This window comes from Paenibacillus xylanexedens (genome assembly GCF_007680605.1).
Classification (GTDB): Bacteria; Bacillota; Bacilli; order Paenibacillales; family Paenibacillaceae; genus Paenibacillus; species Paenibacillus xylanexedens_B.
Genome location: NZ_VEIO01000006.1, coordinates 167,790 through 184,513, shown reverse-complemented (window position 1 = coordinate 184,513; position 16,724 = coordinate 167,790). Strand labels below are relative to the sequence as shown.

The 16,724-nt window shown below is 47.1% G+C and carries 11 protein-coding genes and 1 riboswitch; of the genes, 3 read left to right on the top strand and 8 right to left on the bottom strand.

Annotation, left to right across the window (positions count from 1 at the left end; all coding sequences use genetic code 11):
- The first annotated feature begins 81 nt into the window (after positions 1-81).
- Positions 82-780, top strand: a complete 699-nt coding sequence (locus FS818_RS22400) for a response regulator transcription factor (RefSeq protein WP_145334840.1) — start codon at positions 82-84, stop codon at positions 778-780.
- 82 nt (positions 781-862) lie between these two features.
- Here the strand turns inward: FS818_RS22400 and FS818_RS22395 are convergent, their stop codons facing one another.
- On the bottom strand, positions 863-1,279 hold the full coding sequence (locus tag FS818_RS22395) for a hypothetical protein (RefSeq protein ID WP_145334838.1): 417 nt from the start codon (positions 1,277-1,279) through the stop codon (positions 863-865).
- Positions 1,280-1,532: 253 nt separating this feature from the next.
- On the opposite strand from FS818_RS22395, the gene FS818_RS22390 reads away from it, so the two are divergent.
- Positions 1,533-2,675 carry a virulence factor gene (locus tag FS818_RS22390; protein WP_145334836.1) on the top strand — a complete coding sequence of 381 codons (1,143 nt, stop codon included), beginning with the start codon at positions 1,533-1,535 and terminating at the stop codon, positions 2,673-2,675.
- A 171-nt stretch (positions 2,676-2,846) separates the two neighbouring features.
- Positions 2,847-3,065: riboswitch (Lysine riboswitch) on the top strand.
- Positions 3,066-3,178: 113 nt separating this feature from the next.
- Positions 3,179-4,666 carry an amino acid permease gene (locus FS818_RS22380; protein WP_145334832.1) on the top strand — a complete coding sequence of 496 codons (1,488 nt, stop codon included), beginning with the start codon at positions 3,179-3,181 and terminating at the stop codon, positions 4,664-4,666.
- A 253-nt stretch (positions 4,667-4,919) separates the two neighbouring features.
- On the opposite strand, the gene FS818_RS22375 is transcribed toward FS818_RS22380, so the two are convergent.
- From FS818_RS22375 to xylB, 7 genes are all read right to left on the bottom strand, one after another.
- Positions 4,920-6,047, bottom strand: a complete 1,128-nt coding sequence (locus FS818_RS22375; protein ID WP_145334830.1) for a transglutaminase domain-containing protein — start codon at positions 6,045-6,047, stop codon at positions 4,920-4,922.
- 327 nt (positions 6,048-6,374) lie between these two features.
- Positions 6,375-8,777: a YcdB/YcdC domain-containing protein gene (locus FS818_RS22370; protein ID WP_222128836.1), complete on the bottom strand. Its 2,403-nt coding sequence runs from the start codon at positions 8,775-8,777 to the stop codon at positions 6,375-6,377.
- A gap of 192 nt (positions 8,778-8,969) precedes the next feature.
- Entirely contained in the window at positions 8,970-9,932 is a 963-nt protein-coding gene (locus FS818_RS22365) for an alpha/beta hydrolase (RefSeq protein ID WP_260984776.1), read from the bottom strand.
- Positions 9,933-10,116: 184 nt separating this feature from the next.
- Complete coding sequence (locus FS818_RS22360) at positions 10,117-10,785, bottom strand: bifunctional 4-hydroxy-2-oxoglutarate aldolase/2-dehydro-3-deoxy-phosphogluconate aldolase (RefSeq protein WP_145334826.1); 669 nt, start codon at positions 10,783-10,785, stop codon at positions 10,117-10,119.
- Positions 10,786-11,757: 972 nt separating this feature from the next.
- Positions 11,758-14,031 carry a glycosyltransferase gene (locus tag FS818_RS22355; RefSeq protein ID WP_145334824.1) on the bottom strand — a complete coding sequence of 758 codons (2,274 nt, stop codon included), beginning with the start codon at positions 14,029-14,031 and terminating at the stop codon, positions 11,758-11,760.
- Positions 14,032-14,053: 22 nt separating this feature from the next.
- Positions 14,054-14,839, bottom strand: coding sequence for a glycosyltransferase family 2 protein (locus tag FS818_RS22350; RefSeq protein ID WP_260989946.1), 786 nt, complete (start codon positions 14,837-14,839; stop codon positions 14,054-14,056).
- A 224-nt stretch (positions 14,840-15,063) separates the two neighbouring features.
- Positions 15,064-16,557: a xylulokinase gene (gene xylB, locus FS818_RS22345; RefSeq protein ID WP_145334822.1), complete on the bottom strand. Its 1,494-nt coding sequence runs from the start codon at positions 16,555-16,557 to the stop codon at positions 15,064-15,066.
- Between the last annotated feature and the right edge of the window lie 167 nt (positions 16,558-16,724).

Here is a 16,724-nt window from a genome sequence, read left to right as displayed (position 1 = left end):
AACCATTAAATTTTTTGCAGTATTTTTAATCATTTTATCGTATTTTCTTAACAAATCCTCGTTCGTAAGGAGTGTGAAGCTATGTCAATCAAAGTACTTCTTATAGAAGATGAAAAGAATTTAGCGGACATGATCGCTTTTTTTCTTGATGAGGAAGGATACATAACCGAGCGGGTTCATCATCCCCGCGAAGCACTTCATTTATTTTCACAGTTTCAACCTGATATTGTGGTAACAGATTTGATGTTGCCCGAAATTGACGGTAACGAGCTTGTTGATGCTTTTCGGCAACATTCCACCGTTCCTGTCCTGATGATATCTGCAAGTACGATGTTAAATGATCGACTTCGTGCCTTACATAACGGTGCTGACGATTTCCTCTGCAAGCCGTTCAGTCTGAAGGAGTTGGACGCCAGAATTAAAGCATTGCTACGCAGGTCGATTATCACTTATCAGGATAAACCCATTAAAGAGAATCAGCCATCTGAAGTGACGGGGCACATTAATGTAAACGAATACAGGAGAACGCTATTTGTAGATAGTGTTGAAATCGATGTAACCCATATTGAATTTGAGATTATGAAGGAATTGTATCGCAACCCGGGCAAAGTGTTTACCCGGAATGAACTGATGGACCGTATCAAAGGCTCTGAACGCGCCTATCTGGATCGAACCATCGACGTACATATCTCTAGTCTTCGCAAAAAAATAGAGCCCGACCCCAAAAATCCCCGTTATATTAAAACGGTATGGGGTACAGGCTATAAATATATGGTCTAGTTGGTCTTCGAATAAAGCCGTCACAAAACATAAACATAACAAAGGTTATAAAAACAGCTGCAAGCGCCATGCTTCTTTCGTTTTACCTGATGTGTAAAGCGGAAGGCATGGTTATCGGTGTTTCATACCCGAAAGTTTGCAGCCACTTCTCAATGCCGCTAACCAATTGATCGGGGGCTTGTTCGTTCCAGAGCATCAACTTCATAACACCAATACCTGTAACCTGTTGCAGATGACGTTTACGAACCAAGGATGTAAAATCGGTAATGACCAGTAGAGGCACATCCGGTACAAAAGCGCGAATGGCTTTCGCTGCGGCTATTGCCTGATCAGCGTTCCTATAATCCACAATGCAAAAACGGGAATTCTCCCAATCCCCTCTTCCTGTTCCCTTTACTGAATCTGATGGCGCAGAAGCAATCCAATCCTCAAACAAAGGTTTGATTTTCTCAAAGTTAATACAACGCTCTCCATCCGTTAGCACAGTAACAGGCTCCATAGATATAACCTCCAATAGCTTCTTACCTATATTGTGTCAGGTTTCATTTAAAAATGTTTGTGCACGAACATGAAAGAAGTGTTAACAATCTTCGCACTTCTTCACATACCTGCGCCGATGCTTCTCCTCGGCATGTAATTTCGCAGTTTTCCTGATTTCATGTAAAATAGAGGTATCCGTTAAAATAAAGGTACTGTGTGATTTATTTTACGGGAGCTTATGTATCAATCTGCTATTATAGGAGGTTTCACCCATGAATATAGTTTCCATTGAACCAACACCGAGTCCAAATACGATGATGCTACATCTCGACGAACGTCTGGAAGACGGGATTCGCAGAACCTATACACTGGACAACGAACGTTCAGCCCCGGCGTTTATTCGCCAGATGTTACACATTCCAGGCGTGAAAAGTGTATTCCACACGACTGACTTCGTTGCTCTGGATCGTAAAGGCAATGCGGACTGGTCTGTGATTCTTGGTGAAGTACAGAGCCGTCTGGGTCAGGAAGGCGTAAATCTGGACTGGATTGAATCGGAAGATGCTTCAGGTGATCACTTTGGAGAAGCACAGGTTTTTGTTCAGTTTTTCCGCGGAGTGCCGATGCAAATTCGCGTCAAAGCCGGAACGAAAGAGGAACGGATATCACTGTCAGACCGTTTTGTCAAAGCCGTTACGGAAGTTGCCAGCGCTACACTGATCAAAGAACGTAAACTGAGCGATTACGGGGTACGGTATGGTGAGTTACCGGATATTGCGCGTGAAGTTGAACAGGAACTGGAAGCGGCTTACCCACCGGAACGATTGGAGCAGGTCATTCAGCAAGCTATTGCGCATGGTGCAAATACAGAAGAATTCGTTGAGCATCGGCGTGCGCTGGCTGGACCGGAACTGGAAGAAGCTCTTCAGAGCGAAGACTGGAATGTACGCTATGCCGCACTCGATGGTATGGAACCGACAGAGGAAAGACTGCCTCTGGTAGCTCAGGCGCTACGTGACAGTAAAATGCAAATTCGTCGCTTGGCCGTTGTCTATCTGGGGGATATTCGTACACCTGAAGCGATGGAGCTTCTGTACGAAGCGCTTCGGGACAGTTCTCCCGCTGTACGGCGTACTGCCGGGGATACTTTATCAGACATCGGCGACCCTGTTGCCACACCGGCCATGATTGAAACGTTAACGGACAAGAGCAAACTTGTGCGCTGGCGTGCGGCTCGTTTTCTGTATGAGGTCGGAACCGAAGAAGCGGAGCAGGCCTTACGTCTCGCAGCGGAAGATCCCGAATTTGAAGTGAGCTTGCAGGCCAAAATGGCGCTGGAACGTATCGAGTCTGGGGAACAGGCCGCCGGAACGGTGTGGCAGCAGATGGCAGGACGGAATAAAAAGCAGGAATAATCTGTTCTATCACAAGCTCTTTACGGAGCCATTTAGAGCCAACTCCAACATTTGTTATTGCACTGTAAATCGATGAGCGGTATACTTGTTGTCTGTTTGATTAACAGATTACACGCTGTTCGAAGCGTGATTTCTAATTTCATAAACAATAGATACACCTCATCCATTGCATGGTGAGGTAGAGGTCGCGGGTGCGATCAGTAAGCTGAAGAAGGCGCTAGGAGCCGCTGTTGAGATCAGCCGAAAGGTGTACCCGCCGAAGTTTACTGGACGTTCCTTTATCGGTCCGGTGAGCTGGGGCTGCAGCCGAAAGGTGCAGAACTGTCACAGCAAAATTCGTATCTTTTTCTAAAAAAGGTATGACTTCTTCTGTGTTGAGCTATCTTAATCATCTGGGACATGGTGCGGATATAAAAGTCAAAGACCGCTGGCTCATGCCTGTGGTCTTTTTTTGTTTATGGATCTATGAACTGCATCAGCAATACAAATGAAGGAGTGTTTTCATGCAAGACCGCAGTAACCAATCACACACTACAACTGGACCTACACTGAAAAAAGGATTGCGTGCACGTCACATGACCATGATTGCCCTGGGCGGCTCGATTGGTACCGGTCTGTTTCTGGCAAGTGGTACAGCCATCTCGACTGCCGGCCCTGGCGGTGCATTACTTGCCTACGCGGCTGTTGGAATCATGGTTTATTTTCTCATGACCAGCTTGGGTGAACTCGCAACCTTTATGCCGGACTCTGGTTCTTTTAATACGTATGCCGCACGTTTCGTTGACCCCGCTCTCGGCTTCGCCATGGGCTGGAACTTCTGGTACAACTGGGCGGTAACCATTGCCGCCGAGCTCGCTGCAGCTACCGTTCTGATTAAATATTGGTTTCCGGACAGCTCTTCCATGTTATGGAGTCTGCTATTCCTGGTACTGATCTTTGCCTTGAATATCCTGTCCGTGAAAGGATACGGGGAGTCGGAGTACTGGTTTGCCATTATCAAAGTGGCCACCGTCATTATCTTCCTGAGTGTCGGCGTGTTAATGATCTTTGGTATTCTAGGCGGTGAAGCTGTTGGCTTCAGCAACTTTACAGTCGGTGATGCACCATTCCACGGTGGCTTCTTCGCCGTGCTCGGCGTGTTTATGGCCGCGGGCTTCTCCTTCCAGGGAACGGAATTGATCGGTGTCGCCGCAGGTGAAAGTGAGAACCCGCGCGAAAACGTGCCTCGTGCCATTCGCCAGGTCTTCTGGCGTATTCTGATCTTTTACATTTTGGCGATCACTGTAATCAGTTTGATTATTCCTTACACTCACCCGAATCTGCTCAAGGGTGATCTGGAGAACATCGGGGTCAGCCCGTTTACGCTTGTCTTCGAAAAAGCAGGACTTGCCATTGCCGCTTCTGTAATGAATGCTGTCATCCTGACTTCCGTGCTCTCGGCCGGCAACTCCGGCATGTACGCTTCAAGCCGTGTGCTCTATGCACTGGCCCGGGATGGCAAAGCTCCACGTTTCCTTGGCAAGCTGAATAAACGAGGCATTCCGATGAATGCGCTGCTCGTCACAACCGCTGTTGGCATGCTTGCATTTCTGGCTTCCCTGTTCGGTGACGGCATTGTGTATACATGGTTGCTGAATGCATCCGGCATGTGTGGATTCATTACGTGGCTGGGTATTGCCATCAGCCATTACCGCTTCCGGAGAGCCTATGTTGCACAGGGTAGGGATCTGAGAGATCTGCCTTACCGTGCGCGGTGGTTCCCATTTGGTCCAATCTTTGCCTTTGTGCTGTGTGTCATCGTTATTCTGGGACAGAACTATCAGGCATTCACAGGTGATCAGATCGACTGGAGTGGAGTCCTGGTTGCTTACCTGAGTGTACCGTTATTCCTGATTCTGTGGCTTGGTTACAAATGGATCAAAAAGACCAAAGTTGTTCCGCTACAGGAATGTGACTTCACGCCTACCGAATCGTCAGGTATTAAGGAGTAGGGCCGTCGCTAAGTTAGTCACTTTTGCTCAACTCTACTTCAGGTTTAACCCTACGATATGGATTCAGTATTCCCCTGTTCTACAGAGACTTTTTTGTAGAGCAGGGGATTTTATTTTTCAGTGCCCCCCTGCATACTGAACATCACAAAGAGCGCTCCGGATACCGGAGCGCTCGAATCTCTAATCATTGAAAGACAAGTTGCTGTGCATATGCTTTATCTGTTGTGCGTGGACTGGATCCTAATCCTGTCCATTACAAGGTCCAATTAATTTTGACACGCAGGTCTGATGTACCTTCCATCTTGGAGACAAAATAGGAGATTGATTTCATACCCAGCTGGTACAGATCCTGCAAATCCTCGATCAAACTGCTCTCTGTACCCTTATATCTAAAGGTTAACGAAGTTCCGCCCTCATTTAGCACACCCTGAACTTTGGTTTTGAGCACTGCCCGTTCCTTGACTGCATCCTGTTCATCGTATAATGAGTACTCCAGAGCACGGTAGAGCTTCTCATAAACCTCCTGCTTGTTCCCATCCGACTTCGCCAGTTTAAGCAGAGCGTCTCGGTAAGGCGCATAAGCTGCAGGGTAATTGTTTTTACCTGTCCAGACATGGTCACGTGCCATCTCTTTATCACTTAGCAAGTAATAATTATGGCTAACCACACCTTTGCGATCAGGCGTTGGATCATCCCATGTGGTATCGAGGTGATACCATTTGCCATCCAGCTTCACCAGGTTCCAGGCATGGAGTTGCCCGCCTGCTTGACCTTCAACGATGCGATTTTCAATCCCTACCCGCTCCAGCATGCGATATGTGAGCAACGAGTATCCTTGACATACGGTACTGCCTGTCGCAAGTCCGTCATAAGCCGTATATTTTTGTAATGAAGTATCATAAGCAAGATTCAGCACAATCCAATCATGAATCACTTTAACCTTCTCATGACTCGTCATGCCGGGTTTAATAATTTCTTTGAGCACACTAGCTACTTTCCGATTCACATAATCGGTCTGCGCCTTCGTTTCCCGGTAAGAGAGGGTCACATCCACCTCGGCCGATGTATTGGAGCCTTTATAGTTAAACGCATAACTTTTCACTGTATATTGAATATAAGGATCACTCTTCATTGCTTCATCGATCGAGGTCTGCAACTGTTTCTTGAGGCCCTTCACATTCCCTTTATAGGTAAACACCACTTTCTCTGTACGCTGCGACATCGCATTCAACAGTGTCTGACGCAAATCCGTCGCTGTAGATAGTTCGGACGTGCCTGACGCTGCATACAATTGATCCAGGTCAACTGTACGCGGCAACCAGGCGGCAACAAGACAGCCCGCCAGCAACATGGTGATCACTCGTTTACCGTTCTTACCCATGAAAGGACCCCACCCTTCTTCGTAGCATTCTCATGCCTTATTGTATCATAAAAGGTCTTGCTTTCAGTGTTCTATATAAGTTGAATTAAAAATTTTACACAGTCCACTCCGAGGGCAGAATAACCTTCCCATCGCTGTTATCCCCGGATTTTTTGAATTCCCTTTTCCAAAGAGGAAAAAGGGCCTTCTCGGAAGGCCCCTTGAACTTTAGTTGCAGTCATCATGTTTACCGCTTCACTTCATCCTATGTCTTCCTGGAACAAATTATGAGTGGCTTTGCATGCGTACAGATTCGTACACATTAATGCAGGTCAGCTCTGCCTGGAATCAATAAAGGCGGCTACCAGTCATGAACGTGTCCGTCTTCCCTTGCAACTTGGCAAGTCGTTCAAGAACTTGAGATGCCTCAGCTACCGTGACTTTGCGTGCAGGCATGAATCTTCCCTCAATAGAAGGTAACAAGCCAAGCTTCAAGCTCAGAGAAACAGCACCTTTATTGTTGATCGCACTTGCATCGGCAATGTTAGGCAAATCTGACGGCTGCATGTAGAATCCGGCGAGCTTCTCATAACGCAGAATACGCATCAGCAAGACCGCCAATTCTTCACGTGTCATTTCTTCCTCTGGTTTTAGCTGATTCTCAGGGTCAGCTCCACCGATCCATCGTTGATCTATAAGGACTTTCACTGCTTTGTAATACGGACTTTCTATCATTACATCAGCAAAAAGTTTTTCATTGCTATCGCTGTTATAGTACATGTCCATGTTCGGATTAATCGCTCTTGCCAGATAATTAAACCAATCTCCCCGGGTAATGACCCGATCCGGAAATACACGTCCCTGCTCGTCAGCAATCAACACCTTATGCTTGCTCATGTTACGCAAAGCTGATTCAGCAATATGACCCGCAATATCTGTCGGTTCGATCTGAGATGCCGTATGGTCCAGACCATACATGAAGAACCATTGACCTGTATTGGCATCAAGCAGTACATTCAAATTGTACAGAGATTTCTTGTCGCTTACCGGCACATATGCCAAATTCACTCCTGCAGGTACAGGTTCGCTAGAACCCAAACCGTACCCACCATAACGAGCATAATTCAACGTTAACGTATATTTCTTCAGATAGAGTTCTTTCGCTTTTTCGTAAGAGATTGCAGGTGTAATATCTGCCGGTAGCTGCTCAGGAGATGCCGCGAGGCGTGTATAGAATTCAGTAATATCCCCGTTGTTCTTTACCTGCACCTGTGCCGTGTCATCTTGAACACGAATCCCGTTCAAATAACGCTGAAACACAAACGTACGAGCATCGTCTACTTCTATCATTCTGGCAAGCTGATACTGCTCTTTGGCTTGCGGTACAGTGGCAATGATCGTATTCATCGCCAGCTTCTCGGCCTGTTGTGAAGTAACCGTCTTCTTCTCCTTCTCTTGAGGAGGCTTTTCCTGTCCCATCTCTGGTCCAACCCGTTGCATCAAGTTGTAGCTGTAGACCTGTCCGGTAACCGCATCGACCTGTGCCGAAATATCACGCATGAACATATAGGATATGTTTGCATTCCGATTGCTCCAGCTCAAACTCCATACCTGATTGTTCATGTTGCTGTAATAACCTTTAGTTAATTGACTATGTTCGAGTTTGTAGTCCTTAGGGATATCAAAATTGGCCGCAACCCGCTCTACTGCCTGTTGCACATTTAAGCGCTGACCGCTGGCTGCAACAAATGCCGGCCCATTGCCTGTTACTTTTTTATTTTGTTGTGAACTGCTCTTCTCCACGGCTTTTCCTGTCATCACGTCAATTCGATCTAACGTGTTAGCGTTGATCGGCCCCATACTATCACCTTTTGGCAAATAACCGAGAACATATTTTTGCCCTTGTCTGGATGACCATTGTTCTTTGGAGATATAGGCAAGCTCTACATCAAATCCATCTTCAAATACCTGTCTGGCCTGCTCTTCCGAGGCCTTCGGCTTGGAGGAAGGATATTTCGCCGAGATGGTCGAACGTGAATACGATGTGGCCTGACCTCTCTCATCCACAGTTATGTAGACTGTCTCTGCATCCGACACGACGCCATCATGCTTCAAGTTATAGACAAACTGATATTCATTGCGACCAAATAACGCTTGTTGCTCCACAGGTGAAACCATGTCTCCTAGCGGCACATACTGTCCTTCCTGTAGTTCAGGAATTGCCTGATGTAGCAGTTCCAAAGCTGTTTTTTCAGCTTCTTCCTTGGTAAGTTGAACATCTGAAACGGATGACAACTGACTCTCCACAAATTCAGATGGCAGATGTACGCTTAGGACTTCTCCCGTACCTGCATGCACATTCGCGCTGAATCCCATGGAGTGATTACCTTGTACAATCTGAAATCCGATATCCCATACCTTGTAATCCGGCGGTGGATAGGAATTGGATACATCAAAATTGGCAGACGAGATCGTCGCTTTTTTTAATAATGGAAACAACTTTACTATATTTTCAGCGGCTTGCCTGGATGAAATTTTTGCACCCTCCGGCACGTCATTGCTTGTTATCTCTAGTTGATCAATTTCCCCCGACACTGCTTCATTCACTGAGCCAGCTTCCGCCTTAGCAGCAGATGCACTCCCCGTCAAACCTGGCACCTGTGTCGTCAACAGCAGAGTTGCCATTGCTGTTGCTGCGGCTTTGGCTGTGAACGTTTTAAGCCTTCCATTCATGTTCCAATCCCAACTCAAAATGGTTACCTCTCCCTTCGATTTCATGCAGGATGCATGATAAATACTCTTGCATGAATTTTGCCATTCTAATCTATGATACCATAAGCTTCCTTTTTAATCGCTGTTTTCCGGGTAATTTTACAATTGTTAATTTCTGTATAATGAAAAGGCACAACAAAAAAACGCCAATCAAGTTGGCGTTTCCATCTATCAACCTGCGCTATGATTCAGATCTGTTCCGTCCTGATTTATTGTAGCTTCATCATGCGTAACTCGCTCTGGAGCAGAACGGACATGCATTTTCAGGAACGGAATGACCGTGGCCCAGAAAGCCGGGTCTTCCTCTGAGCAGCTATGTCCTTCACTGTTAACCCATAGATGCTCTACCGGCGGATCGGCTTTAGACATAAAATATTCCAGTTCACTCGGTGGAATAAAATTATCGCCTTTGGAGTGTATCATCAGGAATGGCAACTGCATGCTTCTTCGCCGCTCATTCAGCATCATTACGGCATCATTCTGCTGATATGTCTTTAAAGACTCACCTAACCGCCAAAACCAGATTCGAGGGATCAACTGTGCCAGCGGGAACAGCGGCAGGCGCCGGCGTCTCAGTTCCGAGCTGACGATCACCTGAAACTGGGATGGCATGGAGTCGGTAACCACGGCGGAAACCGGAATGCCTTCTGTAATGGCAAGAATCGTCCCCAGTCCACCTAAGGAATGCCCCAACACTCCAATCGCTTCGGGGTCAATCTCGGATCGGCCTGATACATAGGTCAACGCAGCCAGTAGATCGTCCCTGAACAGATAGGCCGATGCAGCACGAACGGGATCACTGGCTCCATGACTACGTACATCATACATAAACAGTGCATACCCGGCCTCCCAGATGGGGCGCGCATAGCGTAACACACGAGAGCGATTGGAACCCCAGCCATGTGCGATGATTACGAGCGGCCAGGGCTTAGGAACATCGGGTCTCGCTGGAATGAACCAACCTTGCACCTGTCCCCCTCCACTTTCAAAGGTAATATCCTCAAAAGGCATCGGCGGTGTCAACGTAATCGGAATTTTCTTGGGTGTCTGGCTTTTTACAGCTGCCTTCCATAAACCACCCGCAGTTACAGCGGCCACCGCCAACATACCGCCAATCATCGTTCTCGCTTTCACAAGGCCTCTCTCCTCTCTGGCTACTGACATACGCTTATCATACGATAACAGGATCAACTACACGTTAAATGATCTCCACTTTTTGTTTGTTATAACGATTAACCATGTAAACTCTTTTATATATACCCCATTACGCCAAATTTACTTATTTCTTCTTAAATTAAGACTTCTACTCTACTTTACTCTATTCCATACCGTTACCTAACCGCGTTGTCTGCCTGCCTGTTCTTACTGTCGCCGCCTCCACAAATGCCCTTGCTCGAGCTGAAACCTGTGTGCTATCTCCTGAAGCCAGAGCCTCTTTTGGCAAAAGTGCACTTCCCAAGCCTACTGCGGCTGCACCTGCCTCATAATAGGCATCGATATTCTCCAGTGTCGCGCCACCCGTTGCGAGCAGTGGAATGTGATCGAGAGGTGCCTTGATTTCACGCAGGTATGGAATACCCAGACTGGCCATAGGAAACAGCTTAACAGCCCGTGCCCCTGCTTCATACGCAGCTACAATCTCCGTTGGTGTCATCGCCCCTGGCCAAATCTCAACACCGTGTTCTACAGCATATTCAATAACAGACAGATCGACATTGGGGGAGACCAAAAATTGTGCTCCTGCAGCCACGGCTTCCTTTGCCATGCTAACATTAAGTACCGTACCTGCGCCGACATAGGCTTGTCCTTCGTGACGTTCGCGCCAATCAGCAATGATCTGATGCGCATTCGGTGTATTCAGCGTCACTTCCATTAGACGAATGCCACCGTCGGTCATTCCCTGACCGGCTGTCACCGCCGCTTCCCGGCTTATGCCCCGTACGATTGCGACCAGTCTCGATTCGAGTAGTATTTCTGTCAGATTCATATCCATTCACTCCCTTAGTTCGTTCAGATTCGGCAGCCAAGAACCCGTGAGGACAAATTCTGGTGTTCACTGCTTTTCCGTTAAAAACTATTGTAATGCATATGCTTCATTGGAAGAAATACATTAATCCATATTAGGTATTATGAAAATAGGAGATGTAGACATAAAAACAATAAGTCTCCCCGTGGTGTCAGAACGACCAAGAGATAGAGGTGTCGAGGTATCAAGACATCAAGACATTTCCATTTTGTCATTGCAATTTATTAGAGCCGATTCCGTTTAGGCATAGCACTATAGCATTAAAATCTTCTAACGATCACCAGAAAGCTTATTTGGCCTGATTCGCCACTTTTTATTTTCTAACGATCACCTGAGAGCTTATTTACTCAAATTAGTTATGATTTCACCCGATTATGTGCATTTTTGGTGAAATAGCGTCTGTGGTGATCGTTAGAATTCTCAAACCCTCAAAGACCTTAAAATAAGCTCTCCTGTGATCGTTAGAATAAAGTAAGAGCCAATTACCCTCGCACCATGAATCCCATTAACGTAATGTAATCACCGCTCCGACATTATAATATCCACTCCGAGTGACACTAATATGGCGCACATTGTCTCTAAAGAAAACTCAGAGCGTTGGTTTTCCACAAGCTTCGGGATTGAGCTCTTCCGCGAGATTCCCAATCATCTTCGTATGATTCTCGGATATATTTTACCGTTTGATTCTTGAATTCTTCATTATAACGTCATAACGTCGCTAATCCCCCCTGTGGGACCACCTCCTTAATTATAGTTTTTTAAAATAGAAACAAAAAACCTCTTCATCGCGAAGAGGTGGACTCTGCTAGCCTTAGGATTCATTCTATTTTTTTGAAAAAGAGGACCTACCCACGCAACATTTCCGTGCACTACATGCATTACGGCAACGAACGTGCTGATCATATATCGCTATTGAAGCCCATTCAACTGACTTTAAGCGTTTTCTATTACACTTTCCTTCGCCAAATCCTTAAAATATCGATCATTGTACAACATGCTTGGGTGAGTAGGGTGATAAGTTAGGGCAATGTCGTTGTGCTCCTTCGCTTTCGCCCGGTTGCCCATTCGATCATAACATACGCATAATTGCAGATGCGGCATCCAAGTCCACGCTGCTTCATTCAGTACAACCATCGGATCACCTGGACGGATTGCCTGCACAGCCTGTTCATACCAGAATATAGCTTGGCGGTAGTCTTCTCTATCTGCAAAATATCCCCCCAGTCGGCAACACACCTCTGCTCTCGGTAAATCATAGGCAAAGGAACGGAACAACGCGGCCGATTCCCGTTCCGGACGTTTCAGTACTGCCTCGCAATCGGCAATTTTCTGACAGGCCGCAATTCGATCCTCCACCCATCCCAATCCGGTATCCAGAAATTTCTCATAGTAGGTTACGGCTTCTTCATGATAAGCATGGTCTTTCAGTTCATTGCCAAAATAATAGAGGTCACGTGGTGAGAAGTCTTCACCTGCCTGTTCCCGTTTGCGGTATATTCGCAGATTTCGATCTGTATACACCTTATCTTTCTTATGGGTTACAGCCACATCACTATGTAGCAAATTGCCTGCTACAGCGAGGTATTCATGTACTGCCCCAATCCAGCGAAACCGACGATCCCGACGCACCAGACGATTTCGCCGCAGACTATACGCGACCTTGCCCTCTGGCGTGAAGGAGAGGTTGTAATCCATCGTCACACTATCCACCGCCGGATCAAGGGACTGTTTCAATGCAATCAGCTTGGCGCGATCCTCCGGTTCAAACACATCATCCGCATCCAGCCACAATATATATTCGCAGGTGGCCTGGTCAAAGGCAAAGTTCCGTGCCGCTGCAAAGTCATCCACCCACTCAAAATCGAAAATACATTCGGTGTACTGAGCCGCGATTTGCCTTGTACGATCCGTGGAACCCGTGTCCACGATGACGATCTCATCGGCAATTCCTTTTACAGAATCGAGGCATCTGGCGAGGGAGGTTTCTTCATTTTTCACAATCATACATAAGCTAATTCGAATGCCCTCTTCGCCTCGTCTAATTCTGCGGTTATAGGCCGCTGCCCCCGGTAAGTCGGACAAACGATAGATATGGTAGGCTGGATAGTGAGTGTCCACAAACAGTTGAAACCCGTACGCCTGAGCACGAATGCAGAAATGACGATCCTCTCCCCAAAAAGACACATTCGGGATACGGTCAAAATTCACTCCCGCTTCAAGTACGGATCGCCGAATTAGAGTACAAGCACCTAACCCGCCCACCTCATAACAACCCGGAATACGTAGCTGGTTTAGAAAGGCACTCGCCTGTGCGTCCTCGTCCTGCGCCTCTGTTGCCTCAAGAGCTGAACCACCCCGCCGATAGAGTGCGTATTCATCCTGAAGCCATACCTGCGGCATTTCCTTTGTTCCCGGTTGCCAGCTGGTCCAAAAAATATTGGATACAATCTCGTTTGAGCTCGATACCAATTGTTCCAGCGTTCGAGGGTGCAACACCAGATCAGAATCGATCAGAAACACGCCGTCATATTGTTGCTCACGTGCGTACTGTAAAATGTTATTTTTCAGCCTGGCTACTCGCCATACCTGTTCATCTCTCCAGTAGTGACCACCTTCATCTTTGTTGTAGTTTCCTGGGTCATCCGCGTCCCCACTCTCCGTATCATTCAAATCACGGGCACGAATCACCTTACCGTTATGTCGAAGTACAAAATCGTTCAGCATTTGGGAGGAGGCTTCCTCCTCATTATCATCTACAAACAAATAGTCTGTACGCACCGTCTTTCGCTCAAGTCTCTGCAAGGAATCCAGAAATTCATTCAGGATGGCAGCTGTCTGCCGTACAGGGCTAGCAATGAGGATACGCTCACGGGTACTTTGCAGGATGTCCTCTTCCACTTTCATTTCCTCTTGTTCTTTCTTTTGTTGTGGCTGTGATTGCCGGTCCCCCTTCTGCCCTGTCATTTGTTTGGACTGTTCCACTTGCTTCTGTACTCGTTCTTCCTCTTGGGATTGCTCTTGGGATTGCTCTTGTTTGTGTACAGGCTCTTTTAATTTTTCTTCTTCTTTTTCTTTTACTATTTCTTTTTCTTGTTTTATCCTTAACGTTTGCACTGTTTCCTTCTCAGACTTGGAGGGTATGGTATCCGCTTGTGCTTTACCTTGGACACTTTTGTTACTGTTTTTACGGTCTAGCGGATTTTTCATCAATGAAGCTCACTCCCTTCCCTTAATCAGACCATGGAATAAGCCGAGGCTCTGCATCCAATATCGATTCATATTGCTCTTTCCAGCCATACTGTGCTTCGGGGTCCAGTCTCTGGTATCTCTCATATTTACGAACACGATCTTCTTCTCTTGCCCAGCCATAATGCTTTACTCGCGGGGGATGACAGGCATAAGGCAGATGCTGAATGCTCAACGGGAATCGTCCGCAATGTTGCGGTGTTTCCTTCCATTCATAGACCATCCCGGGACGATACTTGACTAGAAAAGGCCGATAATACATATGAGCCTGCCAGTATGCATCCTCCCGGTACGCGGTCTCACTCCACATATCATATAAACGGAGGTAAATCGCTTCTTCCATTCCACTTAAGATGTCATCACGCAAAATCCCGAAATCCGGCGTTAAAACCTCATCCGCATCCAGATTAAGAATCCACTCCGGGTTAGTTGAAAGGGTCTCCTCCCATTGTTGCTTTCGCAGACTCACCTCATCGGAAAAACGCGAGACCGGATTCTGCACTAGCACTAGAGGGATACCTTGTAAAAGCTCTCTACACATGGCAACCGTCCCATCCGTGCTTCCATCATCAATAATGACAGCCTGATCAATCCATGCACGATGTGTCATAAGTGCCTGCCTAAGATATCGTTTCTCCTCGTTGCATACAATCATGGATAAGGTGATATGTGGCCTTCCCTTTACCGATTTTTCCTTTGCCTGCCCATGCTTCTGTTGCTGTTGCTCTTGTTCTTGTTCTTGTTCTTTTTCTTGCCCCCGTTCTTCCACCTCCACACCCCCATGCTTCCGATTCTTTTAGATGCCAACCCTCTATATCCAATCTATGCTAAGCCGGAATCCGGTTATGCAGGGCAAAGTGTTCCGACATAGCCACCTCAGAATTCACTTCTACACCTAACACAAAAAAAAGCACTCGCTTACGCGAATGCTTTTGGATTAGGATACTTCTATTCAGTTTATTTTGAATACGGACTACTTATGAAACCTTCGATTTAACGATATGCCGCCAAACGATCATTCAAACCACGTGTCTGTCCATATACCTCCTGATAAAGAGCAAACAAACCGTCATATACTGCTACCGTCTCCGGATTTGGTTCATAGGACTTCGCTGGACGAATAAATGCCGCCGCACACTCTTGCATCGTCGGGAACCAGCCACTGCCATAAGCCGCCAGCATGGCTGCCCCCATCGCCGGACCTTGCTCGCTCTCCAGCTTCACAATTGTTGCATTGAAAATGTCCGCTTGCATCTGCAGCCAAGCTTCGTTCTTCGCCCCGCCTCCAATGGAGATCACCTCACTGACCGTCTTGCCTGCGCCACGCAAAATATCAATCGACTCACGTAACGAGAAGGTGATGCCTTCCATTACAGCACGTCCAAAATGCTCCAGCTTATGCCCGGCATCCATGCCGATAAAACTGCCTCGAATGTTCGCATCCGGGTGAGGTGTACGCTCCCCTACGATATATGGCGTGAACAACAGACCGTTACTTCCTGCCGGAATCTGGTCAATGCCCTGCAAGAGAACATCGAATGATTTGTCTGCTGCAAAGGTATCTTTAAACCAGGAGAGACTGTATCCCGCCGCCAGCGTCACACCCATAATATAGAAGGCATCTTTCTCACCATGGTTAAAAAAGTGCACTTTCCCTTCGAAATCAAGATCCTTTCGTTCTTCGTACGAGAGAACAACTCCGGACGTACCGATGCTACACATTGTCTGTCCTTCACTCAGAATGCCTGCACCAATTGCCCCGCAGGCATTATCGGCACCGCCAGCAAATACTTTGGTTGCTGGCGCCAAGCCTGTTTGCTCTGCAATCTCAGGCAACAAGGTGCCGACTTCGTCGAATGATTCAACGAGGCGCGGGCAAAGCGTCATCGGCAAGTTGAATGCAGATGCGATCTCCGTGCTCCATTGTTTGCCTGCCACGTCCAGCAGCAACGTACCCGCTGCATCGGAATAATCCATCGCGTAATCGCCAGTCAGGCAGTAACGTACGTAGTCTTTTGGCAACAGGAACAAAGATGCTTGTTCCAGCAATTCAGGTTCATTTTCCTGCACCCACAAAATTTTAGGTAACGTAAACCCTTCCAATGCACGGTTCCGGGCAATGCTGAGCAACTTGCTGTCAAGCACCTTCTCAATCCGGCGGCACTGTGCTGTCGTTCGGGTATCGTTCCACAGGATGGCATTGCGCAACGGTTTGCCTGCTGCATCCACCAGCACCAGCCCATGCATCTGGCCAGAGAAGCTTAATCCTTCAATCTCGGAAGGTTGTACTCCAGATACTTCCAGAAGCTTGCGAAGCGATACAACCGTCTGCTCCACCCAATCCTCTGGATTTTGTTCACTATATCCAGCTTTAGGCTGGCACAGCGGATAAGCCTCCGATGCTTCGAAAGCCACTTTACCTTCACGATTGACCAATACGGTCTTGACTGCACTCGTTCCGAGATCAACGCCAATTACGTAACTCATAAGTATACTCCTTTCGTTTGTAGCAGGATTGAAATAACGTGAGAGGGGGCATGGAAGGTCACTCCGTGTGCAGAAAACCCTGCGATCGCCCTTACCCCCGGATTTCTTCACTCCCCCTTCCAAGGGGAAATCCGGTTGTAAATGCGTAGCATATGCTTACGATGCCA

What these genes read in the sequence shown, in the direction of transcription:
- FS818_RS22400 (WP_145334840.1), top strand. Translation starts at nt 82, where the DNA reads ATGTCAATCAAAGTACTTCTTATAGAAGATGAAAAGAATTTAGCGGAC.
- FS818_RS22395 (WP_145334838.1), bottom strand. Translation starts at nt 1,279, where the DNA reads ATGGAGCCTGTTACTGTGCTAACGGATGGAGAGCGTTGTATTAACTTT.
- FS818_RS22390 (WP_145334836.1), top strand. Translation starts at nt 1,533, where the DNA reads ATGAATATAGTTTCCATTGAACCAACACCGAGTCCAAATACGATGATG.
- FS818_RS22380 (WP_145334832.1), top strand. Translation starts at nt 3,179, where the DNA reads ATGCAAGACCGCAGTAACCAATCACACACTACAACTGGACCTACACTG.
- FS818_RS22375 (WP_145334830.1), bottom strand. Translation starts at nt 6,047, where the DNA reads ATGGGTAAGAACGGTAAACGAGTGATCACCATGTTGCTGGCGGGCTGT.
- FS818_RS22360 (WP_145334826.1), bottom strand. Translation starts at nt 10,785, where the DNA reads ATGAATCTGACAGAAATACTACTCGAATCGAGACTGGTCGCAATCGTA.
- FS818_RS22355 (WP_145334824.1), bottom strand. Translation starts at nt 14,031, where the DNA reads ATGAAAAATCCGCTAGACCGTAAAAACAGTAACAAAAGTGTCCAAGGT.
- xylB (WP_145334822.1), bottom strand. Translation starts at nt 16,557, where the DNA reads ATGAGTTACGTAATTGGCGTTGATCTCGGAACGAGTGCAGTCAAGACC.